The sequence below is a fragment of the Geomonas diazotrophica genome (assembly GCF_019063885.1).
Taxonomy (GTDB): domain Bacteria; phylum Desulfobacterota; class Desulfuromonadia; order Geobacterales; family Geobacteraceae; genus Geomonas; species Geomonas diazotrophica.
Map to the genome: position 1 here is coordinate 3,332,383 of NZ_CP077684.1, position 23,899 is coordinate 3,356,281.

The 23,899-nt window shown below is 56.2% G+C and carries 27 protein-coding genes and 1 tRNA gene; 16 read left to right on the forward strand and 12 right to left on the reverse strand.

Translation table 11 applies throughout. From position 1 onward, the window contains the following. Positions 1–93 precede the first annotated feature (93 nt). Positions 94–414, reverse strand: a complete 321-nt coding sequence (locus tag KP003_RS14390) for a helix-turn-helix domain-containing protein (protein WP_217299782.1) — start codon at positions 412–414, stop codon at positions 94–96. Between the two features lie 148 nt (positions 415–562). Between KP003_RS14390 and KP003_RS14395 the strand changes: the two genes are divergently transcribed. From KP003_RS14395 to KP003_RS14415, 5 genes are all read left to right on the forward strand, one after another. Next, positions 563–997 carry a hypothetical protein gene (locus KP003_RS14395; RefSeq protein ID WP_217299783.1) on the forward strand — a complete coding sequence of 145 codons (435 nt, stop codon included), beginning with the start codon at positions 563–565 and terminating at the stop codon, positions 995–997. Positions 998–1,074: 77 nt separating this feature from the next. After that, on the forward strand, positions 1,075–1,437 hold the full coding sequence (locus KP003_RS14400) for a hypothetical protein (protein ID WP_217299784.1): 363 nt from the start codon (positions 1,075–1,077) through the stop codon (positions 1,435–1,437). A gap of 363 nt (positions 1,438–1,800) precedes the next feature. Then, on the forward strand, positions 1,801–2,169 hold the full coding sequence (locus KP003_RS14405; protein ID WP_217299785.1) for a hypothetical protein: 369 nt from the start codon (positions 1,801–1,803) through the stop codon (positions 2,167–2,169). A gap of 104 nt (positions 2,170–2,273) precedes the next feature. Then, a complete protein-coding gene (locus KP003_RS14410) occupies positions 2,274–2,924 on the forward strand; it encodes a hypothetical protein (protein WP_217299786.1) in 651 nt (216 codons plus the stop codon). A 907-nt stretch (positions 2,925–3,831) separates the two neighbouring features. Next, positions 3,832–4,143 (forward strand): hypothetical protein, encoded by a 312-nt coding sequence (locus KP003_RS14415; protein ID WP_217299787.1) that lies wholly within the window; start codon positions 3,832–3,834, stop codon positions 4,141–4,143. A 172-nt stretch (positions 4,144–4,315) separates the two neighbouring features. On the opposite strand, the gene KP003_RS14420 is transcribed toward KP003_RS14415, so the two are convergent. Next, positions 4,316–5,407, reverse strand: coding sequence for an integrase domain-containing protein (locus KP003_RS14420; RefSeq protein WP_217299788.1), 1,092 nt, complete (start codon positions 5,405–5,407; stop codon positions 4,316–4,318). 1,869 nt (positions 5,408–7,276) lie between these two features. On the opposite strand from KP003_RS14420, the gene KP003_RS14425 reads away from it, so the two are divergent. From KP003_RS14425 to KP003_RS14440, 4 genes are all read left to right on the forward strand, one after another. Further along, positions 7,277–7,678, forward strand: coding sequence for a hypothetical protein (locus tag KP003_RS14425; protein WP_217299789.1), 402 nt, complete (start codon positions 7,277–7,279; stop codon positions 7,676–7,678). A gap of 409 nt (positions 7,679–8,087) precedes the next feature. Next, the gene (locus KP003_RS14430) at positions 8,088–9,047 is read left to right on the forward strand and encodes a hypothetical protein (protein WP_217299790.1); all 960 of its coding nucleotides are present in this window, start codon (positions 8,088–8,090) and stop codon (positions 9,045–9,047) included. A gap of 259 nt (positions 9,048–9,306) precedes the next feature. Beyond that, on the forward strand, positions 9,307–9,378 hold the full coding sequence (locus KP003_RS21635; RefSeq protein ID WP_367620870.1) for a winged helix-turn-helix transcriptional regulator: 72 nt from the start codon (positions 9,307–9,309) through the stop codon (positions 9,376–9,378). A 221-nt stretch (positions 9,379–9,599) separates the two neighbouring features. Beyond that, a complete protein-coding gene (locus KP003_RS14440; RefSeq protein ID WP_217299792.1) occupies positions 9,600–9,953 on the forward strand; it encodes a hypothetical protein in 354 nt (117 codons plus the stop codon). A gap of 183 nt (positions 9,954–10,136) precedes the next feature. Here KP003_RS14440 and KP003_RS14445 read toward each other — a convergent pair whose 3' ends face one another. The 3 genes from KP003_RS14445 to KP003_RS14455 form a co-directional block, all read right to left on the reverse strand. Beyond that, the gene (locus KP003_RS14445; protein ID WP_217299793.1) at positions 10,137–11,357 is read right to left on the reverse strand and encodes a tyrosine-type recombinase/integrase; all 1,221 of its coding nucleotides are present in this window, start codon (positions 11,355–11,357) and stop codon (positions 10,137–10,139) included. Between the two features lie 171 nt (positions 11,358–11,528). Then, positions 11,529–11,605, reverse strand: a tRNA-Met gene (locus KP003_RS14450). Positions 11,606–11,808: 203 nt separating this feature from the next. Then, entirely contained in the window at positions 11,809–12,552 is a 744-nt protein-coding gene (locus KP003_RS14455; protein WP_217299794.1) for a hypothetical protein, read from the reverse strand. A 504-nt stretch (positions 12,553–13,056) separates the two neighbouring features. Here KP003_RS14455 and KP003_RS14460 point away from each other — a divergent pair. Together KP003_RS14460 and KP003_RS14465 are read left to right on the forward strand one after the other, a co-directional pair. Further along, complete coding sequence (locus KP003_RS14460) at positions 13,057–13,893, forward strand: sulfite exporter TauE/SafE family protein (RefSeq protein WP_216788911.1); 837 nt, start codon at positions 13,057–13,059, stop codon at positions 13,891–13,893. Beyond that, on the forward strand, positions 13,887–14,198 hold the full coding sequence (locus KP003_RS14465; protein WP_239027542.1) for a DUF1634 domain-containing protein: 312 nt from the start codon (positions 13,887–13,889) through the stop codon (positions 14,196–14,198). Before KP003_RS14460 ends, KP003_RS14465 begins: the two co-directional genes overlap by 7 nt. 8 nt (positions 14,199–14,206) lie before the next feature. Here KP003_RS14465 and KP003_RS14470 read toward each other — a convergent pair whose 3' ends face one another. Continuing rightward, a complete protein-coding gene (locus KP003_RS14470) occupies positions 14,207–14,371 on the reverse strand; it encodes a hypothetical protein (protein WP_216499658.1) in 165 nt (54 codons plus the stop codon). Between the two features lie 243 nt (positions 14,372–14,614). On the opposite strand from KP003_RS14470, the gene KP003_RS14475 reads away from it, so the two are divergent. Continuing rightward, a complete protein-coding gene (locus KP003_RS14475; protein WP_216499657.1) occupies positions 14,615–15,304 on the forward strand; it encodes a carbonic anhydrase in 690 nt (229 codons plus the stop codon). 72 nt (positions 15,305–15,376) lie between these two features. Here the strand turns inward: KP003_RS14475 and KP003_RS14480 are convergent, their stop codons facing one another. The 4 genes from KP003_RS14480 to KP003_RS14495 form a co-directional block, all read right to left on the reverse strand. Next, positions 15,377–15,787, reverse strand: a complete 411-nt coding sequence (locus KP003_RS14480; RefSeq protein ID WP_216788914.1) for a DUF309 domain-containing protein — start codon at positions 15,785–15,787, stop codon at positions 15,377–15,379. 2 nt (positions 15,788–15,789) lie between these two features. After that, positions 15,790–16,968 (reverse strand): pilus assembly protein TadG-related protein, encoded by a 1,179-nt coding sequence (locus KP003_RS14485; protein ID WP_216788916.1) that lies wholly within the window; start codon positions 16,966–16,968, stop codon positions 15,790–15,792. 113 nt (positions 16,969–17,081) lie between these two features. Then, a complete protein-coding gene (locus KP003_RS14490) occupies positions 17,082–18,383 on the reverse strand; it encodes an L-lactate MFS transporter (RefSeq protein WP_216499654.1) in 1,302 nt (433 codons plus the stop codon). 413 nt (positions 18,384–18,796) lie between these two features. Beyond that, complete coding sequence (locus tag KP003_RS14495) at positions 18,797–19,000, reverse strand: GSU3473 family protein (protein WP_216499653.1); 204 nt, start codon at positions 18,998–19,000, stop codon at positions 18,797–18,799. A gap of 266 nt (positions 19,001–19,266) precedes the next feature. Between KP003_RS14495 and KP003_RS14500 the strand changes: the two genes are divergently transcribed. From KP003_RS14500 to KP003_RS14510, 3 genes are all read left to right on the forward strand, one after another. Further along, positions 19,267–19,764, forward strand: coding sequence for a Spy/CpxP family protein refolding chaperone (locus KP003_RS14500; protein ID WP_216499652.1), 498 nt, complete (start codon positions 19,267–19,269; stop codon positions 19,762–19,764). Positions 19,765–19,926: 162 nt separating this feature from the next. Next, complete coding sequence (locus KP003_RS14505; protein WP_216499651.1) at positions 19,927–20,385, forward strand: hypothetical protein; 459 nt, start codon at positions 19,927–19,929, stop codon at positions 20,383–20,385. Positions 20,386–20,439: 54 nt separating this feature from the next. Beyond that, positions 20,440–21,993, forward strand: coding sequence for a sensor histidine kinase (locus KP003_RS14510; protein ID WP_216499650.1), 1,554 nt, complete (start codon positions 20,440–20,442; stop codon positions 21,991–21,993). 8 nt (positions 21,994–22,001) lie between these two features. Here the strand turns inward: KP003_RS14510 and KP003_RS14515 are convergent, their stop codons facing one another. Continuing rightward, on the reverse strand, positions 22,002–22,178 hold the full coding sequence (locus KP003_RS14515; protein ID WP_183348221.1) for a hypothetical protein: 177 nt from the start codon (positions 22,176–22,178) through the stop codon (positions 22,002–22,004). Between the two features lie 477 nt (positions 22,179–22,655). On the opposite strand from KP003_RS14515, the gene KP003_RS14520 reads away from it, so the two are divergent. Further along, positions 22,656–23,015, forward strand: a complete 360-nt coding sequence (locus KP003_RS14520; protein WP_217299795.1) for a hypothetical protein — start codon at positions 22,656–22,658, stop codon at positions 23,013–23,015. Between the two features lie 74 nt (positions 23,016–23,089). On the opposite strand, the gene KP003_RS14525 is transcribed toward KP003_RS14520, so the two are convergent. After that, positions 23,090–23,764 (reverse strand): cytochrome c3 family protein, encoded by a 675-nt coding sequence (locus KP003_RS14525; protein WP_216788922.1) that lies wholly within the window; start codon positions 23,762–23,764, stop codon positions 23,090–23,092. Between the last annotated feature and the right edge of the window lie 135 nt (positions 23,765–23,899).

Consider the following 23,899-nt stretch of genomic DNA (forward strand, 5'->3'; position numbering starts at 1 on the left):
CGCTCCATTCTGGACCCTCAGCTTTAAATGCAGCCGCGCGGACTTCCTGCGCGGCTTCTTAAGATAGCAGCCCCTTATAACTACACCTTTTAATTACTTGCAGAGGCAGTCTAGGAGGAACTTTTTGACTTCATTACTGGGCAATAACCTGAATGCCTGGATCAACTTTTGTTCATCCTTTGAAAGGGTAGACGGTGGTTCGTCAAACAACTCACCTACAGAAATGCCAAGAACCTGTGCAATTGCTTGAAGTCTGAGGGAGGTCATCTGAGATCGCCCGGCCTCGTACTGTTGAATCAACTGGCTTGAGACGTCGAGCGCTTCCGCCAGCTGCTCCTGGGTGATTTTTTTGCCTTTTCGGAAACTCCGGAGACGAGCACCAAGGTCTTCGTTTGACAGAATTTTAGATTTCATAGAGTTCTAGTCCTTTGTCGGCAGAATACAGAAGGACCGGAACAGGATACACACACTATCACTTTATTTTAATTGATTTTTTCAAGTATTACTTGTATCATCACTTCGGTCTGAATGAAACTGAAGAACGGGGACAAATATGAGTGGCATGGAGATGAAAGTTAACGCCCTAAGACGTCACAGTGATGGCCGACATTGCGGGTCTTACAACCCACATGCCGGCTTCAACAACAAAAGATCCGTTTTAACTGTTTTGCCTCTCACGGCATTGGGATTTTGTGTTCCTACTGTTGTGCTAGGAATAGCCGGCGGAGTAGCCTTTTACGGCTTGTTGTTGTGGATTGGGGCATCAACAGAATTTGTTTTTGAAAGCGGTTGCAAGGTTTTCACAGGGCTGATTTTTCTCTTTGCACTTTTTGACGGTGTCCCATTTCGTTTAATAGATAGATTGAGAAATGGCATGGAGATTATTGAAGCAATAATCGATGGTTGGTTTGCCACGGATAAGAAGGCGGTAGCTTGGGGCCCTTGGTGGTATTACATGGACACAGACAACACTTTTAAACGTCGGATTAATAAATAGATACGTGAACCCATGAAAGTAGCCCCCCCGAAGTAGAACCTTCTTTCCAGATTTCGCAATAAGCAAGGTGATAATAAATGGAAAAGCTAGAAAGTAAAAAATGCACCAAAGTCGTTCCATTGTTTTTCTTCCTCACTGGGGCTATGAACATTCTGGCCGGGAAAGGGGAAGTCGGAGGATTTTCGTTGTTTGTGGCTTTTCTCGCATTTTGTTTTTGTGTCATGATCGACAAAGTAAACGAAATTCCAGCCGCAGCGCCTTCTACTGGCTCTAACACACCGTGGTCTGATGATGAAATAGGGAGCAAGCCGAAAAAAAAGTTTATGGAGTACAAAGATGCTAATGAGGGAGTGGCTGGCGCTCGTAGGGAGATCGTTGGCCCAAGGGCTGATTTCCAGGTTACTCCGAGCAGATTTTTCGCAGAGGACAGAAATTTATAGTTTGGATATAAGAAGCTAGGCCTAGGTGGGAACCGACCCGGAGTGGCGCAAGAGTTTTTTTCGGTTATCTGCATTGGACTCTAGCTGTTCTCAAGTATCACCGCCGACTCCCCCTAATCCAATCCCTGCTAAGAGTGCATGAATGCAACGAGGATTTGCGAGGGGAGCTTCGAGTGGATATCGGCAATTAGAGATAAACGTCATAGCCATCAACGCGAGGAGCGCTCACTGGTTCATCGGGGAGGCCACACAAACCAAATGATCTGGGCTGCAGTTCTGGCGAGGAACGTACAGACAGAAGGCCAGCGCTCGACAGTTATCCTGGTTTTCAGCGTATCCTTCATAAGCTAGAGGAGATTGGCAATGTTCAAATTAAAAATGGCAGCGAATGTAATTTTGGTATCCGCGATCGTTATGTACGGAACCTGGAAGTTTTGCCAGATTGGCATGGCGGGGGCGTTTTTCTTAATGGTCTGCGTCCCGATTTTGTTTGCTCTCTGGGTTGCCAGGGTGATTTGGGCAAGCTTTCAGCCCGGCGCAAAAGACCAGGCACAGAGGATGTCTGAGGCAATGATTGGGGCTGCTGCACGCTTACAGGCAAAGGTTGATACGTTAGACAAACAGCAGGAATGCGAAAACGATGAATGGAAAGCCTTCACGGCCACAGATCCTTGCAGCATAGAAGCCATGGCTGGCATCGCGCCTTCACCAGATATCCCCGATCACCATTAACAATAAAGAGGAAAGGCCTCGGCTGTTGCTCCGAGGCTATTCCTTTTACAGAAACAAACCTCTTCTTGAAAGGAAGAGCAAGACATCATCAAGGGAATTTCCATTTGAAAAACAACATTTTCAAGCTGCTCCCCCTTGTCGCTCTGTTTTGTCTCACCGGCTGCAATAGCACCCGCAACGTTGCCATAACTCCTCTTGGTGAAATCGATAACGAGTTCAAAAACATCGCGAATGGCAAAGTTCACATTTACCCGGTCACGCAGAGCCCTACCATCGTCAAGAACAAGGACGGCCACACCAGCCTGTCGCAGGGTTGGACTACCAGCAGCAAAGCTGAGCCGGACTACGTCACTGACGCCGACCTCTCCACCATCATCTCGGAGAGATCTAAACAGGCTCTGGAGGAAGCTGGCTACACCGTCACCATGGGGCCTGAGGCTCCCAGGGATGCTGTGTTGACGCTGCAGGAGAACATCCTTGGCGTTTTCGAAAACCCGACGACTCCCCTCCTGATGAACATGCTCACGGTTTACGCGTTTGGCTTCGTCGGTTCGTCTTCACATCCTGTCGGTGAGATATACGTGAATGTGACCCACAAGGATGCCAAAGGCATGGGAAAGTCGGTCATCGTGAAAGGAAGGGGGAAGAGCTCCGCTCACCTGACTAAACAGAGCGGATTCGACAGGTCAATGAAATTCGCTTTCAAAGATTTCCAGGAGAACCTGGTGAAGGCGACCCGCAACGCACTTCCCTAGCTGGAAGGTCCCAAGCACGACACCTTTCGATGGAACCTCAACACCGGCGCCCCGTAGGTGGTGGCTCAAAATGCTCAGCAGCTTCAAGTGGCAGCTGCTGTCAGAGATACACCCCCCTCTTTTGGGGATTTTTTGCACTTAGAAGATGTATCGAAAAGTGATGTTTATGGAACAGTTGACACAACCCCAAAAAATCGAACGCATCGTCTGCTGGATCATAAATCGGATCACCGTAACGCTTCTAGCGTCGATGGTAGCAATTACGCTCGCGGGGTGGCTGTCTGTCGTTATAATCCTGGCCCCAACAGCCCCCGAGCCCACCCGGATCCATGCGGCGAGGGTGACCTGGGCATACATCACCGCCGGGGACATTCTCCGGAAGGAATGAGCGTGTTCAACAGCGGTGGATGGAACGTCAAATACAGGTTCACGTGAATGGGTGTAACGGTAGCCGACGAGAACAACCACTTTGAACCAGTTGCAACCATTTACAACCACTTCTGAACCACCAGAGAACCACTTACAACCATTTTGAACCACTTTGAACCATTTGCAGGGGCGGCTTTCGTTACTTACTTTCACAACAGGGAATATTACATTGAGACGTGTTACTTTAGTACGATGGGTTCTCTGTCTTCTGCTCGCCGGCGGCCTGCTCTTTTCGCTGCTCCGCTCCGGACAAGCCTGTTTCCATAGATCTGCTTCCCAGGTACGCCTAGTCGCGTACCAGGGGACTATCTGTGCCGTGATCGGCAAGGAAGGTAACAATTACGTCCTCGAACCGGTGGGCGGTGGTGCCCTCCTGATAGCTCCCGCTAAAGCCGTACACAGAGCAGCATAACCCCGCTCGATACACTCTCCCCCAGCCGCAAATAAAAATAAAAGAACCGATAGACAAGGAGGACACATGCAGGCAAATGCAGAAATGGCAGAGGAACTGAACCGGTTGGACAAGGAGATCGAGGCGCTATTGAGCGAGCAGTCCGGCGCATTCCAGGAGTACATGAAAATAGCCCAGGCCCTCCGGCGGGCACTGCGCCAGACGGTCCAACTAGCCGATCAGGAGTGGATTCAACGAATTACCCGCACCACCAAGGATCTGAAGGCGGCTATGACCGCCGTCGAGATCAACGCAACCGCACTGGAGTTCGTTGGGCTCCATGCCGAACGAACTGGGCGACAGCACCTTGAAGGTGTCCAGGATCCGACAGCCGATTAAACGGTCCTACTCAACCGGCGAGGCTTATAATTGATGAGCCACCGGCGGTTACAGCCCCCCCTCATAGTTCCCAGCTGAACACAAAAAAGCCGTTGCCCCTAATGTTGGGACAACGGCTTTTTTCACATCGGCGAGGTCTGAGGTGTAACCAGCGCCCTCCCGTTCAAATTTTTCAATCGATGTAGTAGTGAATTTTTCGAGGATCTGAGTGTCCTTTGTCCTCAACGATGGCTTGGTCATCCCATCCTTCAGACTGCAACAATTGCGCGTCCCAATGCCGGTCCGCATGGCTGTGGCACAAGGTTTCTTTCGTCCCCCCGCAGCGCTCCTGAGCCTTACTGTATTGGGCACGCCCCTGCTCCAGGGTAAACCGGTCCGGGATCAGAGACATATGCTGTCTATGTTCGGCTCTATTCCCGCGAATATAGGCCTGGACGCGATCCACCGCCTCACTACGCGCGCTGTTGTAGATTTCGCATGGACGATTCCGGCCCCCTTTTGCCCCCTGAACGATAAGATACCGCGTCTCTTCTTCCACAAGCCCAAGACGGTCGCGGAAAGTCGGGCCATAACGTTCGGCGAGTTGCCGGACCGTGACCTCTTTCTCGTCACCACATTTCCAGGTAGCAAAATATTTCCCGTCTTTCTTTACGAGAACATCACGGGACCTAATACGCTCCTGCTCTCTAAGCCCGAACGCTAATCCCAGTTGAGCAGCAACTCCAATCCACGTTGCCTGTCCATCCATACGCTGCTGAAAGGCGGCGCGATCGGCTTCCCACCTGGTCGGGAATTTTATAGGGCGTTCCAGATCCTCTCGAGTCACCTTAAGCCCATAATATTCGTAATCTCGAAGCATATGGCCTTTTCCAAGAACAAGGAGTACCTTCCTGAATTGCCCCAAAAGATCCTTGATACTTTTGTCCGTGAGGGGCCGGCCGGTATGCTCTGACACATATCGATTCATAAGGTAATGGACATACCGTTCCACATGAGGCGCCTTCATCCCCTTGCCGGCAAAACTTGAGAGCCCTTCATACCTGCGCATGTATTCTCCGGCTTTATTAAGCGCCTCGTGGAATTTCTTCGCAGTCCCCTCAGCCATGGTATGCATAGACGATGACATATACTCCCCCCGAAATTCTGCCTGTGGGGTGCGGTACTTCCTCCCCGATGGTCCTCCGGGTTTCGGCGCTGGAAGCACAGTCTGTGCAGAATGAATCCTTCCATTCTTACCTTTGATCTTTATTTTAACCTTTGCCATGAGACATCTCCTTTCCGTGGGTTAGTAGGGCAACTGCCGTGATCTCAGAGCCCAGAAGGCACTCAGATCACGGCAGTTCTTTCAAAATCGGAGAGTGGTCTGCAAAATCCCTTGCGGGACCCATTAGCTTCTCACCCAATGGTGAGGCCTCGGTCACGGTGTAGTCCGTGTTTGCCATTCCCCTTTAACCCAAGTCGGCAGGGGCCGCGCGCAAGCGGCATGGTGTCTTAGATAATGAGGAGAATTCTTCAGGCGCAGTTCCTGAGCTCCCAATCACCTACGATACGGCGGTTCTACTTCTTCGAAGGATGCGATTCGTTTGAACGGCGTGTAAATGGCCGTCATACAAGAGCTTCCCCCCGGCGCTCTTTCCCTACGTCGGCAGTAACCGCGTTCGGGAGCACCACCATTTTGCGTTCAGGCAACATCTAGCTGTTGCCTGAATCATCTATGTAATCACCGACGCGGTTACTGCCGACTTCTGAAAAGAGCGCCGGGGATTCCGGGCAGCTCAAGAGCGGCAGCGTCTGTGTTGTGTTTCTACATCTAAGGTGTCGATGAATTGCGACTTCAGATGTGTCTTCAAATTATCTGGGATATCCTGCTTCGGTGCGGTTTCAGAGGTGGGTGCCTCTTGATCTGATCTCGGAACAGTCAAGAGTAACATTGCCTCGGTGTCTTAATTCAATGGGGGGACTCTAAGACTTTCGGGCAAGGTAGGGGGTGGGTACAAGGAGTACCCTTGGACACGCGCGGTTCTAGGTCCATGCACAGCACGATCAACTTGATTGCCCCGCGCAATACGAGACCGCGGTGCCTGAACGACGTTCAGCCGAGCGACACAAGGCAGTTCCTCAATATTGCAGGAATTAACGAGCGGAGACCTGTGCACACAGACAAGCGTAGAGCAACATTAAGATTGCGGCCGCACAGCGGCGCCAGATAGACGCATCGTTGGTAGCCATGGGATAGGTGCAGCAACCCACCACAATTTCAGGTAGGTGGTTGCTGAATCGATAAGACTGCTGGTGTCATCCAGATGCGGGATTCTGCAGCAGGGGGTAATCGCCAACATTGGGCGATGTGTCTCCATCTAGACAGATGGAGAAGGCCTCACGGCAAGCATAGTTTCATATTCAAAGACATACACAGAGTTGTCAAGATAATTTTCAGAAAAATAATTTTTTATATTATTCCCTATTTTGTCTGCCCCACCAGGCATTCTCCTCCAAATAATCAGCGGAGGAGACACATGAAAGCAAATCGTAACGTCAGGTCACTCGGTGAAAATCATGAAACACAATACATTTCTCCTAACAAACTTGCAGAACGATGGGACTGTTCACGAAGTTCAGCAGACCGTGCTGCGAAGCAAGGCAAATTACGGAGATTATACTTGGGCTCCGGCAAAAACGGTAACATTCGCTACCTGCTCTCCGAAGTAGAGGAGCTTGAGCGAAGTCGAACCGTCTGACAAGAAGCCACTAGTAAAAAAGTTCCGCCGGCCATTTGCTAGGCGGAAAATAAGTTGATGCTAGAGGCCAATTCCATTGTCAACTGTCTACTGGCGCTCTGCTCACCACTCAGCTTGCATTTGCTCAGTTCTGTCCCCCCACACTAAGAGCACGGCGTCTTCTTTCCAGCATTCTATAAATCCCTCGCCATATTTTGACGCCATATATTTGGCGTCAAAACTCTCAGTCTTATCGCAAGTTGTACCAAGTGTGATCGTTTGTCTGAGCAAAGGCGTTGTCGCGCAGTCAAGCGACATCTCGTGTACTAAACAAAGCCTTAAAACGAAAACAACAGATGGCACGATATTGGCAAAACCAATCTTGCTAGGAGTGAATAACTAACCAAGGAGAATGCATGAAAAGAGTACTAATCTGCAGTGGTGTCGGCAAATCAATGATACGTTTTAAAACCGGTGAACTTGTTTGGGCTGTGGATTACATCGAAGAACAAGATCTCAGAGAACAAGGGTTCATTTTAATGGAAACTTTAACGCCATTGCTCGGGACTGGAATGATAGTTGCCCCTGTTATTCCGTGCAGCCACTGCCAACACTACTTCAAAGCCATTGAAGTCTGTGCCCTTTTTGATCCCGACAATGAAGACAACGATAAAGGACGGCCTAATTGCATTCCAGTCAACGTTGACGCGACATGTTCTAGTGTAATTGCGGCATTTATGGCTGCAGAACCTGCGACAAGAGAGCTGATCTACCGTCTCAATTTCGTCGAAAATCGCGAAGTTCTGGAAACCAACTAGAGGCACAGTAAAATAATTTTCCACTGCAACGCCACAGCCACTCCTGGGTCTGGGGGAGAAAAATTACCTGTTCTCCCCTGACCTTCCCCACCAGACCACACGCCCTGTACTTCTCCAGGTAAACTCACAGCTCTAAACAAATGGGATGGCGGTTTTACACTTTCCCAGCCGAAGGCAGCGCCTGTTGGTGCCAAGCAGGCACTAGCCGTCTTCAGGCAAAGTCCATTTATTTCTCCCCAACCAATCCTCCGCCCTCTCGCACTACACACTAAACTTTTTTCCTGCGTTATCTCCGGCACTTAGGAAAAATACGTCCATATCTGCCTTAAAAGTGTCTGCCCAACCAGGCATCTCCCTACACGCGCAGTTGGGAGGTCCCCAGCTGTCGATCTTAGCGGGGGAACTGAAGATGAGCGCGGCGCAGCAAAAACAGTTGCCATTACAGCCTAAAGAATATGAAAACTATCACGATCCTACTAAATTTGGCTTCTTTTCACTGCTTTCTAGAAACGACGCTGGCAACACCCAGCGCAGCTACCCTCTCCCACTTCTACATGAAGTTCCTACTCTCATAGACCCACGTAGGGACACCTATATCTCGCAAGCAGAATTTAACAAGCCAAATCGAAGGATTGTGAATCTTGCGCGTATAGGTCTTCTGTTTGTGGACCTAGACTACTACCACCACGCAGAACTCAAACATTTAACTCCACAACAAGTTGCAAGCCAAATCATTGATTTTTGTAATTTTGAGGGGATCCCCGAGCCAAGCGCCATAGTGTCAAGTGGCCGAGGCTTATACTTGAAATGGTTCTTAACCAAAGCTGTACCAGCGCAAGCTCTGCCTCGTTGGAATTGCACGATGACAATCCTGGTGACTCGCTTTTCAGGCTTTTCAGCTGATCCACGCGCGAAAGATGCCAGCAGAGTTTTGCGATTGGAATCCACGATAAATGAGAAAACCGGTAAGCTGGTGCGAGTTATTCACTACAGCGGACAAAGTTACGATTTTGAAGACCTTGCTCGGGAGTTGCTTCCCGTAAGCCGCGAAGAATGCAGGGAGCATCGTAAGAATCAGATTGAACAGGCGCATCTCAAACTGATACAAGGCAACGGCAACAAGACTGGGCTTCAAAAGCTTTCACCCATACAGCTAAATTGGGATCGGCTACGTGATCTGCGTAACCTGGCAGAATTGCGAGGTGGCGTGGAACCCGGCAGCCGAGATACATTTTTATTTTTGGCCACTTGCTTCATGTCATGGGTAGTCAGTGACATCTATCATGAAGTCGAAGAGCTTTGTCGCCAATTTTGCACCTGGTCTAACCCTAGCAGAGGCCCGCAGCTACACATCAACTGCCCTCAATAGAGCTAAGGATGCTCTTGCCGGAAAACTCGAGATTTACCAAGGCATGCCTGTAGATCCAAGGTATAGGTTTAAAAACCAGACCATCATCGATTGGCTTCAGATTACATCCTGCGAGGAACGACAGCTAAAGACAATCATTTCAAAGACAGAGGCCGCGGAACGTCACCGGCAGAGAAACCGGAAGCACACTTCTAGAGCGAACTACTTAGCCATTTCTGAAGATCGAAAATGCGAGGCTCTCGAGCTAAGAGCTAAAGGCATGAGCCAAAGGCAAATAGCCACTGCGCTGGGCGTATCACGCGGTGCTGTAGAGAATTACTTGAGAAAATAAAAGGCTATGGGGCTACGCCCACTATACATACGCAGGACATAAGCCAGCAAGACAGAGCTTTCTCTCTTGCCATCTGTGGACCGTTTTTTGTGTCGACAACGATCGCGGGAAAGTGATCGGCATAACTATGGAATACCCGATCTAATCGGAATGGTGTCGAAATAGTCTGCCCTCGCTGGCATCTATCCATGTAGTCAGTAAACCTATGAGAAGGAGATACCATGCTGACAAAAGAAATGTTACAAGAGGCTATAACAACGGCGACTGGAAGCGGACTTTCCGTTATCGAACAAAAAGCTTTCAGAAGGACCGCCGTTGGCTGGAGGGCCCGACCAGGATGCCTGACGAGCTATTATTCGGGAGGGGAGAGAGTAATTTGTGGCATACTGCTTGTCCTATTTTGGGAACTGTACGGCTCCAGTCAGGGGGTAGTGATTCCGGATGAAGCAACTTACGAAAATCACCCGGTCGATCTGGTATGGCCTGGTGCATACTATTTTCTCAAAGCTTTGGACAACTTGACGAATGAAAAGGCATGGACAGCTATCAGAGAGTTGTTGCCTGGAAAAAGGTAAAACGTAATGAGCGACTGATGACCGCGCCCCACCCTCATGAACTTATCCTTTTGGGCTGCATTTCCGTAGGATGTGAAGATTAGTCAACGATCGGCAACGACACTGGGAGGCCGTCCAATTTCCCCCCAGCCATTCCTGGCTGGGGGGAAATTAACTCGCAGATTGCACCACATGCTTGACCAATTAAGGCTTTGAAATTACAAGGCGCAGTTGAGGTCTTCCGCTCTCTATCTGAACTTTGAGTGGAGCATGTACCAGCGGGGTTGCAGTTGCGCCGCGTTTCGGGAATTCAACGCAGTCGATGAGGCTGTCAGGGAGAAGTGCAATGTAATGTCGCTCACAGATTTGTACTGAGTTCCCCATTAGCTTGCTGATTTTTTGCAGGGCAGTGCCCGCCATTGCTAGCTGCGAACCAAAGGTATGCCTAAATTCATCGCAGCCCCACCGCAGGCCATTCGCCTTATTTACTGGCGCCAAGGCGCGCCCTGAGAAGTTGTCTGGGTCCCACCACCTCCCCCCCGGTGAAGGAAAGAACCAATCACCATCAGACGCGCGCGGCGTGTAGTTCTCCAGGTAGGCCCTCAGTTCTGAGGAGATCGGAATAACGCGGTTTTTGCCGTTTTTAGGTTGCCAGCTGCGTCCCAGCACGACCTTGCTGTGAATTCTTATAAACCCAACCTCAAGGTCGACGTCGTTTTTCTGCAACCACATAGCCTCCTCTCTCCTGAGACCGGCGAAAATATACACGGCGACCATAACCTGTAACTGCGACGTATCCTGCAGCACCTGCAGCTGCTTGGCAATATCTTCAAGCGTGAGAAAAGCTACAACGGGTGCCCCCTCGCGCCAACGTTTAATCTTTAATGCTGGATTGTCACCTCCAGGGAACTTGATCCCGTACACGTCAATCGCCCAGGAGAACATTTTTTGTAGGATCTCCCGGTACCTGTTCCCAGTCTTGGGAGCGGCGCAGTTTCTGGTCATATGTTCAGCCAGCCATTCGGACATTATCCTGGCAGTCAAGGCCTCGAAGCACGACGCCTCAAGTGGCAAAAGATGCACAGACTTCACCTTCTTTCGTGCCTGCACTGCAATCTTCCTGTTCTTAACCTTAAGGGGTGCACACACCTCCCCGAACATGATCCGCATTGGTGAAAGATCCCGGTTCACACTCCTTGCATCCCGGTAGGAGAGCATATGTTGGATGTACGCCTCAAGGACAACCGGAATTGAGGTCTTGGTCGGGAATGGTGTGTCGCTACCGGCATCGAGCTCGTCCTCAAGCTTCCTGAGCCTTGCCTTCGCAATCTTCAAATCATCAGTGTCCAAGCTCTTACGATGTTTCTTGGCCCCAATGTAGTACATTGCATAATACGTGGTTCCGCGTCGGTAAATTCCTGCCATTTTGCCCTCCGTGGCATCTTTCCCGAAAGATGCCACGCAAGGCAGACAAAACCGAAAAGTTCGGTAATGCCTTTTCCAAACTATCACCGCGACTGAATCCATGGTACACAACTTGGTGCACATGGAATGAAAAAAGGGGTCAGCCTATACGGCTAACCCCTTGTAATCATTTGGTTGCGGGGACAGGATTTGAACCTGTGACCTTCGGGTTATGAGCCCGACGAGCTACCAGACTGCTCCACCCCGCGTCATTGAGTCCCAACTTGTAACACACCCCTCCGGGCGCAGTCAACCTTTTTGTTGCAAAAAGTTTGACCGCGGCAAAATCCCCACTCTTCGATCCGGGTCGCCCGGCTGCACCGCCTGCGCATGGCGAGAGCCCGCCTCTCAAAAAGAAAGGGGAGATGCCTGGGCACCTCCCCTTTCTACCGACTCGGCTCCGCCATCCCTGTTAGGGGAAGTTGATATCCACCTGGGTGGTGAAGGTGTTCTTGCCGGCAAGCTGCTGGTCGTTGTAGATGTCGTAGCCAAGGATCACGGAGACGTTCTTGGAGAAAGCCCAGGACGCGCCGACGCTGAAGGCACCTACCGTGTTCTTGCCTCCCTGGTAGTCGGCGGCCAGCCAGAGCTTGTCGGAAATCTCGCTCATGGTGCGGTCCCAGGAAAGGAGCACGCCGTCATCCTTGGGCCCGATCACCTTGTCATTGCCGAAGTAGTAGCCGGCGGAGAGGCGTCCAACGACCGGCAGGGTCTTGGCGGCCAGACCGTAGACGATGTTCTGGTCGGTACGGAAGGCGCTGTTCTTGTCGCCGTTGGTCCCGAAGCCGTAACCGCCGACGGCCAGTGCCGGGGAGAGCTCGAAGAGCGACCCTTCCGGGGTCCCTATCTTGGCGTTGAAGTAGATCGGCCTGCTGTCGTAGCCGTTCGAGCCGCTGGTGATGTAGTCCACACCGACCTCGGCCTGTATCTTTTCGAAGGGGAGCACCCCGGCGGTGACCCCGAGGTCGTAGACGTTGCCCACGCTGGAGTTGTTGGAGGTGCGGGTGTAGTTGTCGATACCGAGGTGCAGGCTCTTGAAGCCCTGGATGTCGGTGGAGGGGATCCAGATCTGGGTGGAGGGGGTCGCCATTGCGATCCCGCTGGTTGCGATGGTCAGCGCCGTTGCCATGATGATGCCTTTGATGGTTCTTTTCATGTCTTTACTCCTTTGTAATTTTTTCTTGTATTGGTGCTGCGATTGATCTTTACAAACCTGCCAGCCCTTGCGGCTGTCCCCCCCTTTCACTGGATTTTCCATAAAAAAAAGGCGCCTCTCACCCGTCGTGGAGAGGCGCCCTTGCCTGTCTGCCCGTGGTCTCGTGCACTTCGTTGTGCTTCGTGACCTATCCCATATTAGCAGGAGCTGTGCCACAACCCGCACGCCGCTCCAAAACAGCGGTAATACGGCTAGTTGAAGCTGACGGCCGCCGGCAACGGCCGAAACAACAGGCAAAATAAAGGCAGAACCGCCCAATCTTTGTGCACTGGCCGACCGCACCCCCACGCGCGGAGAGAGCGCCGCGCCAGGGGCTCCGCCGGCAATTGCCGGTGCCGGAAGATTGGTATTTCGTTACCTTTTTTTGTTTGTAAAGCCTGCGGAGAAAAGGTAGATTGTCCCGATTCGCATGCACCGGCAGACGCCGGTCGGGGGTTTTCTGCAATGGTAACGACCTTCATAATAATATTTGCCATCGGTGTCGTGGCGGGGGTGATCGGCTCGATCCTGGGCCTGGGCGGCGGGATCATCATCGTCCCGGCCCTCACCCTCATCTTCGACATGCCCATGCGCACCGCGGTCGCGGCTTCCACCGTCTCCATCATCGCCACGTCCACCGGCGCCGCAGTGGCCTTCTTGAGGGACCGCCTCACCAATACCCGGGTCGCGATCTGGCTGGAGATGGGAACCGCCACGGGGGCCCTTACCGGCGCCCTGGTGGCCGCCTTGGTGAACCAGCGCGTTTTGTTCATCCTCTTCGGCCTGCTGCTGGCCTACTCGGCCTACAACATGTTCCGCACCAGGAAGGAGCATTCCAAACCCGAGGTCGTTCCCGACGCCATTTCCAGAAGGCTCAGGCTCGGCGGCTCCTACTTCGACAAGGCGCTGGGGCACCGGGTGGACTACCAGGTAACCCGGACGCTGCCGGGGCTGATCATCATGTACTTCTCGGGGGCGGCTGCGGGGCTTTTGGGGATCGGGGCGGGGATCTTCAAGGTGCCGGCCATGGACCAGGTGATGGGGATGCCCTTCAAGGCGTCCAGCGCCACCTCCAATTTCATGATCGGGGTGACCGCCGCTTCCGGAGCGGTGGTCTACTTCGCACGCGGCGACGTGAAGCCGCTGGTGGCGGGGCCCGTGGTGCTCGGGGTGCTCCTGGGGGCGATCCTCGGGGCGCGCCTGATGCTGCGCATGAAGGCCGGCAAGATTCGCCTCTTCTTCATGCCGATCCTGGCCTACACGGCGCTCGAGATGATCTACAAGGGGGTGAAGTGGTGGTAGGAAACGATCCGGAGGAGAAAGCCGTACACCCGATCGAGCTGGTGCTGGCGAGGCTTTTGCGGCTCGGTTCTCTGGCGGCTGCGGCGCTGTTGGCAGTCGGCATCGCGGTCATGGTGCTCGGGCAGACCGAGCTCGCGCCCAAGCTGATCACCGCCGGCCTTTTGGTGCTGCTCGGGACGCCGGTCCTGCGCGTGGTCGCCGCCGCAATCATCTTCGTGAAGGAGCGGGACTGGCACTTCGCCCTGTTCTCGCTGGTGGTCCTCTGCGCCGTGGCCGCGGGGATCTACTTCGGCAAGGGGGGGTAACGGGGAGGTTAGGCGTCCCCCTCGCCTTTCGAGCCGCCCGCCAGCTTCTGGCGCGCCCTTTCGGCGATCTGCCGCCTGCGCGGCCCGCTCACCAGCTTCTCTTCCAAAAAGGCGATCATGGCGATTCCCGCCGTGACCAGCACTCCGATACCCAAAAGCTTCAAAAGAAACATCCTCTCCCCCGCTTTTCCCGTGTCTTTACGCCTGCCCAATCTGCCTGAAGCGCCGACGGTTGTCAACCTTCCCATCCCCGCATGCCACCCCATCCCCCCTAAAGGAGAGGTCAGATTGGACTGGCATAATATTACTTTTCGTGTAAAATGAGCCGCCCCTTTTTTTCATGACCTGCAATTGCCCCAATGAGGGCTGGACCAGTTTCGGGAGCCCACCCGGACTACATCAAAGGAGGAAAGACTATGAAGAGCAGCAAAGTAGCACGCAGGATCGCGATACTGGCAGCGGCCCTGTCCGCAACGATCGGCATCGCGTTCGCTTCCGGCGAAGGGAGCGGCATCACCGCCGACCAGGCGCTTCAGAAACTTATGGACGGCAACACGCGCTACGTGGAGAGCAAGATGTCGGCATCGGCGCTGTGCGACGCCACGGCCCGCGGCAAGCTGGCCAAGAGCCAGCACCCCTACGCCATCATCCTCTCCTGCTCCGACTCCCGCGTCCCCCCCGAGATCATCTTCGACCAGTCGCTGGGTGAGGTTTTCGTGGTGCGCGTTGCCGGCAACGTCGCCGACCCGCTGGTCCTGGGGAGCGTGGAGTACGCCGCCGAGCACCTCGGCTCCCCGCTCATCATGGTGCTTGGGCACGAGCGCTGCGGCGCGGTCACCGCAACGGTCGCCGGAGGCAAGCCGGAAGGGAACATCGGCGCCATCGTGAAGGAAATAGCGCCTGCCGCGAAGAAGGCCAAGACCACCTGCAAGGGCAAAACGAAGGAGGAGATCGTGGAGTGCGCGGTCGAGATCAACGCCAAGGCCGTTGCCGCCGAACTTCCCAAGAAGTCCAAGCTCCTGGCCAAGGAGCTGAAGGAAGGCAAGATCAAGATCGTCGCCGCCAAGTACGACCTGGACGACGGCAAGGTCACCCTGCTGAAGTAAGCCGCTCCGCATCGTATAAAAAAGCCGCCTCCGGGATCCCGGGGCGGCTTTTCCAGTTTCGGAACCGGCGTTTCAGGCGTCAGGCCGGCGCAGTTTCGGAATCAGGGCCGGGTCCAGTTCGGCCATCCGCTCTTCCCCCAAACCGAGGAGCGCCTCGCGCAGCACGCCCGACTCCGCCACCAGCGCCGCCACGTCGACCCCGAGGCAGCGTTCGGAGACCCTCCTCAAAAGGCCGGAGCCTCGCTGCAAGAGCCCCTCGGCCCCCTTGAAGTTGCCGTTGCGCCAGTGATACAGCGCCACCGCGACCTGCAAGAGCCCCTGGTAGAAATCCCGCAGCTCCCCCTTCTCGCCCACCCAGAGCTCTTCGAGCGTCTCATGGCACTCGAACCATTCGCCGGCGTTGAACTCGTCGATGGCCTGTTGCAGTTCCGGCGGAGCCGCCGACTGGCAGCGTTGGCTATCCGGCGCCCCCGGCGCTGTCACCGCTAGTCCACCAGGACCGGGCGCAGCCCCGGCAGAAGCTTCCTCGCCTGGCTGTCGCACCCGACACAGGAAATCCGGTCGATGTAGAGCCCGTCGGCTCCCGGGGTGCAGGAGGTGGCGGGGAGGTCCGCCTGGGTCGAGGACTTGCCGCACCCGGCTGCGCCGCCGGTGCAGATCCTGCTGATGCGCACCAGCGAGTACCTTGTCACGGTATGCTGCTGGTAGCTCTCGCCGGGGAGGAAGCCGGAACAGTCGGTGGCGGGAACGATCACCCACCACCCGACCAGCTTGCCGTTTCTGTCGTATTCCTTGTTGGAGCGGTCCACCTGGGGGTCGTACATCATCGCCTTGATGTCGCGCAGGACGGCGTCGTTGTTGCTGGCCGCGGCGAAGATGGGGAGGCCGCAGACCTCCTGTACCGGCATCTCCTGGCAGACCAGGTCGGACATGGAGTTGGTGATGGTCACCGGATGCAAAAGGGAGGTGTAGAGGTAGCGGCCGGAGAGGGAGCCGGCCGACTGGGGGTCCCAGGCGGCATGGCTCATGCGCCGCTCGGCGATGCCGCAGATCTGCGGGAAGGTGCAGGAGGGCTGGCACGCCTCGGAGCAGATGGCTATGTTGGAGCGGGTCCCGGGGACCAGCGCGGCCGTTGCCACCGGCGTGGAGCCGAAATCCTCGGTGCCGCTGATCTTGGCGATGAAGGTACCCAGGGTCCCAAGCCCGACCGAACTGCTCTCGGCGGTGCGCCTGGTCCTTACCTGCATGGCGTTCACCGGGGTGGCGCCGGGGGTGTAGCTGCGGCTGCTCATGTTCCAGAAGCCGACGGTGATGTCGTTGTCGCCGGTGAGGGCGTTGCCGTTGTTGTTCAAAAGCCCGACCAGGGCCGCGGCATCGTGCTTGCCGGTGACGAGGTCCACCGCGGCGGCCCTCGCCTGGGACTGGACCGGGTCCTCGGAGACGCCGGGCAAGCGGGCCGGGTCGGTCTGTGCCTGCAAAAGGTAGCGCTGCTTGATGCTCTGCGCCCCGGTCAGGGCCGCCATCTCGGCGGAATGCAACAGGTCCTCCTCGCTGACGTACATGTACCCGATATCGATGGCAAGACCTGTCACGACCAGGAAGACGACCAGCATGATGGTTACATAACTGGTATCGAAGGCGGACTCTTCTTCAGACACGATCATCTCCAGAGTGGGCGGGTTTATTAAGAGTGCGCCATAATAACATCATCCTTAAAAAAAGGGCCATGCAGAATTTGCATGGCCCTTCTTTTTTTCAGCCTACGCTGCAGAACACGTTAGGCGGAAACCTTGACGGTGACCTTCTCGCCTGCCATCTCGGTGGCCTCGACCTCGACCGCCTTCTTCTCACGCAGGAAGAAGGTGATCACGGTGCCCAGCGCCAGGCAGGAACCGGCCAGGATGAAGGACTTGTTCAGGCCGCCCGGCTGCGCGTTCATCATCTCGGAGACGCGCCCCATGACCAGGCCGCCGACGCCCCAGGCGGAGAACAGCACGCCGTAGTTGAGGCCGTAGTTCTTGAAGCCCCAGTAGTCCTTGGCGAAGGAGGGGAAGAGGGTCAGGTTGGAGCCGTAGTTGAAGCCGATCAGCGAGGCGAGCAGCACCAGCATGGCTGCGGAGCCGGAGCCGACCACCGGGACCGCGGCGAACATGAGGATCGCCTGGAAGCCGAGCATGAGGGTCAGGGTGGCGCGACGGCCGATCTTGTCGGAGAGGACGCCGGCCACGACGCGGCCGGAGGCGTTGCCGATGGCCATGATGGCCACCGCCACGAAGGCCATGGGGCCCATGCTCTTCTTGGCCAGCCCCGCGACGGAGCCGATCACCATGAGGCCAGCGCCCGCACCGATGAAGAAGGTTGCCCAGAGCATGTAGAACTTGGGAGAGCGCAGCATCTCGCCGACGTTTGCGTCGTGTACGGCCTTCTTCGCCGGGGCGGCCTTCTCGTCACCTTTGAGGGCCGGTTCCGCGGGAACGTAACCCTTGGGCGGGTTGGCGAGGGCGAAGGAGAGGCCGCAGACGATGACCGCGAAGCCGGCGGCGAGGATGTACATGGACTGCTGGATGCCGTAGGCGCCCAGGAGGTAGCTGGAAAGCGGCGCGATGTACACCGGGGCGAGACCGAAACCGGCGACCACGATGCCTGCGATGAGGCCGGTCTTCTTGGAGGAGAACCACTTAAGCGCCGGCGGGGTGGCGGCGGAGTAGCCGAAGCCGAAGCCCGAACCGGCCAGTACGCCAAAGCCGGTGACCCAGGCGGCGTAGCTGTTGGAGTACCCCATGAGGGAGAAGCCTGCCCCAACCAGGAGGCCGCCGATCAGGGCGGTCTTGGCCGGACCGATCTTGTCCTGGCACTTCCCCGCCAGGATCATGGAGAAGGCGAAGGCGAGACAGCAGAGAGCGTACGGATCGTTGATGGAGCCGAGGCTCCATTGGAAGGCATCGGGGCCACCCTTCTCGATGGACGCCTTGATGGCCCCCTTGAAGATACTCCAGGCATACAGCACCCCGAGCGCCAGGTTGATTCCGGTTCCAGCGAAGACTACCTGCCAGCCCTTGTTAGATGTTGGTTGTGACATGCCTTTATACCTCCATGTTGGGATTGACGACTCTTGTCACAGATCTTAGCAACTCGCATACCAATGTTTTACGATTTCGTATATTTTTACGAATCGCGCAAAATCAGCATGTTAGCGGGCGACGGGTGGGCGGATCGGTGCCGGGTGAGCCAGGCCTTTTTCGCACAACGGCGAAAGACCTCGCCGCCGATAAAACCGCCGGGTCACCCCGATGCGGCGTGATATCAGCACGTTGATCGTTGCCGCCGCGTCGCCGGAGTGCTTTCGCATAAATGCAAAAGGGCCCTCGGTGTTTTGCAAAACTGTAAATAATGGCGGATTTGTATAACAGGCGGGAAACCGGAGGTTGGCCAAAAGCAAAGGCCGGCTCGATGAAGAAGGCCGGCCTTGTCTCTTGCGGTGCGGGGACTTGCTCAGCAGAACAGGACGTTCCCCCTGCGCTCGGGGCCGCGATAGGTTCTCCCACCCATCCCTCTCACGCTGTCGACCCCGACCTGCACGCACTCGCCGTCGCTGCGCAAGAAGGATACTATCGCTGCCTGCTCTATCAATTTCTGGAGTTCCTCTGCTTTTACCAGCCCGCGTCTTTCATCAGCAAACACAACCGGAATTTTCATAGCCCCCTCCTCGATGATGGTTCAGCGAAGTTCAAGCATCGTTAGTACATTCTAGCAATGTAGACCGTGATGGCAAGGACGGCTCTGGTTAAATCAGGAGGCAACACTCATATCCCCTCCGGTCACAACGCCGCGAGTCGTCCCGAAAGCACGCGGCGACGATTTCCTCAATTCCTTCATATTTGCTTCATAATCGCCAGGTACCTTAGGTTCATACCGTAGCCGGAAGAGCTGGCCGCTAAGCCAGACCCAAAAGGAGAATCGATATGAAAAGACAGCTAAGGCAACTGGCACTATTCACCTGCATCACCGCAACTGCGGCTTTGGGTGCTCAAAGCGCGTTCGCCGGCTACGGCCCGGCTGAGGGGGAAGGCGGCAAAGGATGTTTCGAGCAGCAAAAACATGGGGGTCCTCGTGCCATGCTCAGGAAGATGGCCCGGGAGTTGGGACTCTCCGAACAGCAAAGGAACGAGGCGCGCGCCATCTTCGAGGCCGGGCGCGCCAAGAACGCCCCCCTGTTCGCCTCCCTAAGGCATGAGCGGCACGAGCTGCAGGCCCTGGTCCGCTCCGGCAGCGCCGACGAACCCGCCATCAGGGCCCAGGCGGCAAAGGTCTCGGCGCTGCAGGCGGACTTCGCGGTGCAGAGGGGGGCGCAGACCAGGCAGTTTCTCGCCCTGCTGACGCCCGAGCAGGCGGCCAAGTTCAAGGCGCTGCGCGAGGCACCCCACGGCGCCCCGGGTCACCGCGCCGGTCACGACAGGTAACCCTCCACAGGCGCTGCCGTCCGGCCGAGGCAGCGCCACTCCCCGGCTCCGGGTCTCCCTCTTCCAGTCAACCTCCCCCTCCCCTGCCGAACAAACTCCGTCGCCGCGTTGTGCATTACCCCCCAGTGGCGTAAAATATCAGCTGTTCGAAGGAGGTGTCACATGAGACGACCTAGACCCATCTTTTTAATATTGCTGCTCCTCCTCGGCGCCTGCGCCACGTATCCCGACCTGCAGCAGCAGCGCCTGGCAGCCCTGCCGCATCAGTACAAGCAATTCGACGTCCTGATGGGATGGGAGGTGCGGCCCGCCGGCGGGAGCACCGTCGTCCAGGGGGTGGTGAAGAACGTGCGCTACTTCCGGATGCGTAACCTGGAGATATGGGCGTCGCAGCTGGACGGCCGTGGCAAGGTCCTGGTGCAGGGGATGACCTTCGTCGTGCCGTCCGAACTGGGACTGGACGAAAGTGCCGATTTCACCATCAGGATCCCGGCTGCACTCGCTGCGGGGGATCGGCTCCGCATCACCTATAAGTACCTCGGCAGCGATGGAGGGAGCCATGGGCTCGGTGACGGCACCAACTGGATGCAGAGTTTCGAATCCGTCATCCCGGCAAGGTAGCCGGCTGCGTCCCGCGAGGTCGCAATAACGGTAGCTACAGCACAGGCACAGACAATGGTCGACAAACACGATGAAGACAAGACAACCGCCGTCGTACCGGAACCCTCGCAGCGGGCAAGGGACCAGTTGTTTCGCCTGGCGGCGGAACAGGTAAAGGACTACGCCCTGATCCTGCTCAACCTAAAGGGCGAGATCATCTCGTGGAACAGCGGCGCCGAGCGCATCACCCGGTACCTCGCCCACGAGATCCTGGGGAGACACTTCTCCGTGCTGCACCCCAAGGAGGAGATTCGCTCGGGTGCGCCGCAGCGGGAGCTCGCCATAACGGGCAGCATGGGGAGCGTCGAGCTGCAGGGGTGGCGTCTGCGCAAGGATGGCAGCCGTTTCTGGGCGGCCATCACGATCAACGAGCTGCGTGACACGGCCGACGAGCGCACGGGGTATGTGCTGATACTGCACGACAACACCGAGCGGCGGGCTTCCGAGGAGGCCATGGCGAAGAGCCGCACCATGCTGGAGCGTCTCTTCGAAACCGCGCCCGACGCCATCGTGGTGGTGGACGGCGGCGGCGTGATCCGGAAGGTGAACCAGCAGGCCGAAGTGACCTTCGGCTACATGCGCGAGGAGCTGGTGGGGCAGCGCATCGAACTCCTCATCCCCAAGCGTTTCCACAAACGCCACCGTCAGCACCTGCGCAACTACTTCGGCGATCCCAGGGCCCGCAAGATGGGGATCGGCCTGGAGCTGTACGGGCGCCACCAAAACGGCTCCGAGATCCCGGTGGACATCATGCTGAACCCCATCGAGGCGCAGGATGCAACCTGGGTCTTCGCCGTTATCCGGGACATCACCATTCAAAAGCAGGGGGAGGCGAAGATCATGGAACTGAACCTCGCCCTCAGGAACCAGCTGGAGCAGCTGGCGGCAACCAACCGGGAACTGGAGTCGTTCAGCTACTCGGTCTCGCACGACCTGCGCGCGCCGCTTCGGCATATCATCGGGTTCGTCGACCTGCTGAGCTCCAAGGCCGGGACGGGGCTGGACGAGAAGAGCCGCCACTACCTCGACGTCATCAGCGGCGCGGCGAAGAAGATGGGGCTTCTCATCGACGACCTGCTGGCGTTCTCCAGGATGGGGCGCAGCGAGATGATGAAAGGGTGGGTGGACCTGGGTCTGTTGGTGCGGGAAATCGTGGCAGATCTGCAGGGGGACCTGCAAGAGAGAGAGATCGAATGGGACATCGCGCCGCTTCCGGTGGTTTTGGGCGACGCCGCCATGTTGCGCCAGGTGCTGATCAACCTGATCGGCAACGCGGTGAAATTCACCCGTTCCCGTGCTGCCGCGAGGATAGCCGTCGGCGCGGTGGACCGGGAAAACGAGCAGGAAATCTACGTCAGGGATAACGGTGTCGGTTTCGACGAGGCCTACGCCAACAAGCTATTCGGGCTGTTCCAGCGGCTGCACGCCAACGAGGAATTCGAGGGAACCGGCGTCGGGCTCGCTATCGTGCAGCGCATCGTGCTCAGGCACGGCGGCAGGGTCTGGGCCGAGGGGGGCGTGGGCGCAGGCGCCTGCTTCTGGTTCTCCCTGCCCAAAAAGACAGGGTGACCCGCCCCCTAGAGCTTGTTCCTGAGCGTTTCCTTCAGTTCCAGGATCGCGAGGGTCTGCATGTACTCGCCTAGGAAGTCGATGTTTTTGAACGCCACTCCTTCGCCGAAGTAGTCGTCGATCTCATGTATCGCCTGTTTCATCAACTTCTGCCCCGGGGTCAGTCTAGCCAGATCTGGGTTCATCGTTCTCTCCGCGTTCTAGAATGAGTGTTGGGCCGATTAGACAATTCTAAATACAGCGCCCATTGTGTCAACAACTCCGACGCACGACGGGGAGGAGATTTGTCTTTACCCGTCGCCGCGAGCAGATAACTTCCGACCGACCTTCATCCATCCCTTCAATTATCCCCGACTGCCATGCCCTGGACGCCCATGACGTCACCACTGCCCCCCCCCGCGTTCTTGGCGCACAGCAGGGGATCATGCGTGGCGCCGATTTTAACCTGAGGCGGCATCATCGTCAAGGTTCAGGAACCTTCGGCGGCTCCCCTTTGGTCACCACCTCCTTGTCGAGGGTTACCTCAAGTGCAGGCGCTGATGTTGCTATCGAATCCCTGGTCTCCGGTGAATTTCAAACTTTGAACTGTTGCATAAAAAGGGGTTGCCTCGTCTAAGGCGTCGTTGCTATAGTGCGCTGGCATTTTTCAGCGGGGGTGAGGCATGTCGGATTTGGAAAACCAGATGGGGCTGTTCGAACTGGCGGGAATCGCGGAAGCTCCCGCGCCGGCCGCGTCGCCTGCACCGGCGTCCCGGCCGGAGGCCAAGACGCGCCCCAAGCAGTCCAGCCACTCCGCCGCCCCACCCGCGCCGAAGCCGGACGCGCCCAAGCCGCAGGGCGGCAAGCGGGGACGCCTCCCTAAGGGGGCGGTCAAGGCGGTCTCGGGCCTGGTGCCGGAAGGGGACGTGCGGCTCACCGCCAACATCAGGCAGGATCTGCACCTCAAGCTGAAGATCGCCTCCGCCTACCGCAGGGTCACCATTGGCGAGATCATTGAAGAACTGGTCGAGAGGTACGTCTAACTAATCCCTCCGGAGCAAAATAGCCGAACCGGCAAGCCGGTTCGGGATCCACAGCTGGAAGATTCCTCAAGATTCTACTTGTCGTGGCAGCTCTTGCAGAGCGCGCTGCCGTAGTCGCTCATCACCAGATGCCCCTTATCGGGATTCAGCGGGTCGTGGCAGGTGAGGCAACCAACCCGGCCATTGACGAAGATCATCTTGGTGTTGCTGCCGACGTCCTTGTAGCCCCGGGCCGCCGCAACATAGGCCTCGTAGGTCATGCCGAGAGGATGGTCACGGTTGGTGAGGGTACCCATCGACCTGCGGAACGACGGGCGATCCCTTACATCAACGTTAATCTGAGAAGCCAGAACACCGTCATGGCAGCTTAGGCAATTGACCGAGAAGGCATCCAGGTGCTGCAACGAGGACGGGGCGTACTTGGAGTCGGAAAGGATAGAGAGGATGCCGGTCGATCCGGTGGAGCTGTCATCGGAGTAGCCAGCAGCAACGATGTTTCCGTACATATCTTCGACAGAACTGCCGGACGTGTAGGACAAGCCGCGCACCGCATCGATCTTTACCAGGTAGTCCCTACGGGCCTGAACCGAGGTCTGCAGTTGCTGCGTGTAAGCACACCGCTCACCATTTCTGGAAACGTTGCTCCCGAAAGCGCCTGCCTCCTGAACCAGGCAGAGTACCGTCGCGGCCGCATATGCCAGCCCCACCATTCTCTGCAACGTTCTGTTTATGTTTTGTTCGGTTCTCATGGCTCACCTCCCGTTGCCACTACCCCTTTCAAGCGGGGTACCAAGAGCGGACAGAACCGTTCAAACCACACAAGTACTTACAGCTACTCGATTTTATGCTCTGTCAGTTTTCGTCACTGAAACTCTTTTTCAAAA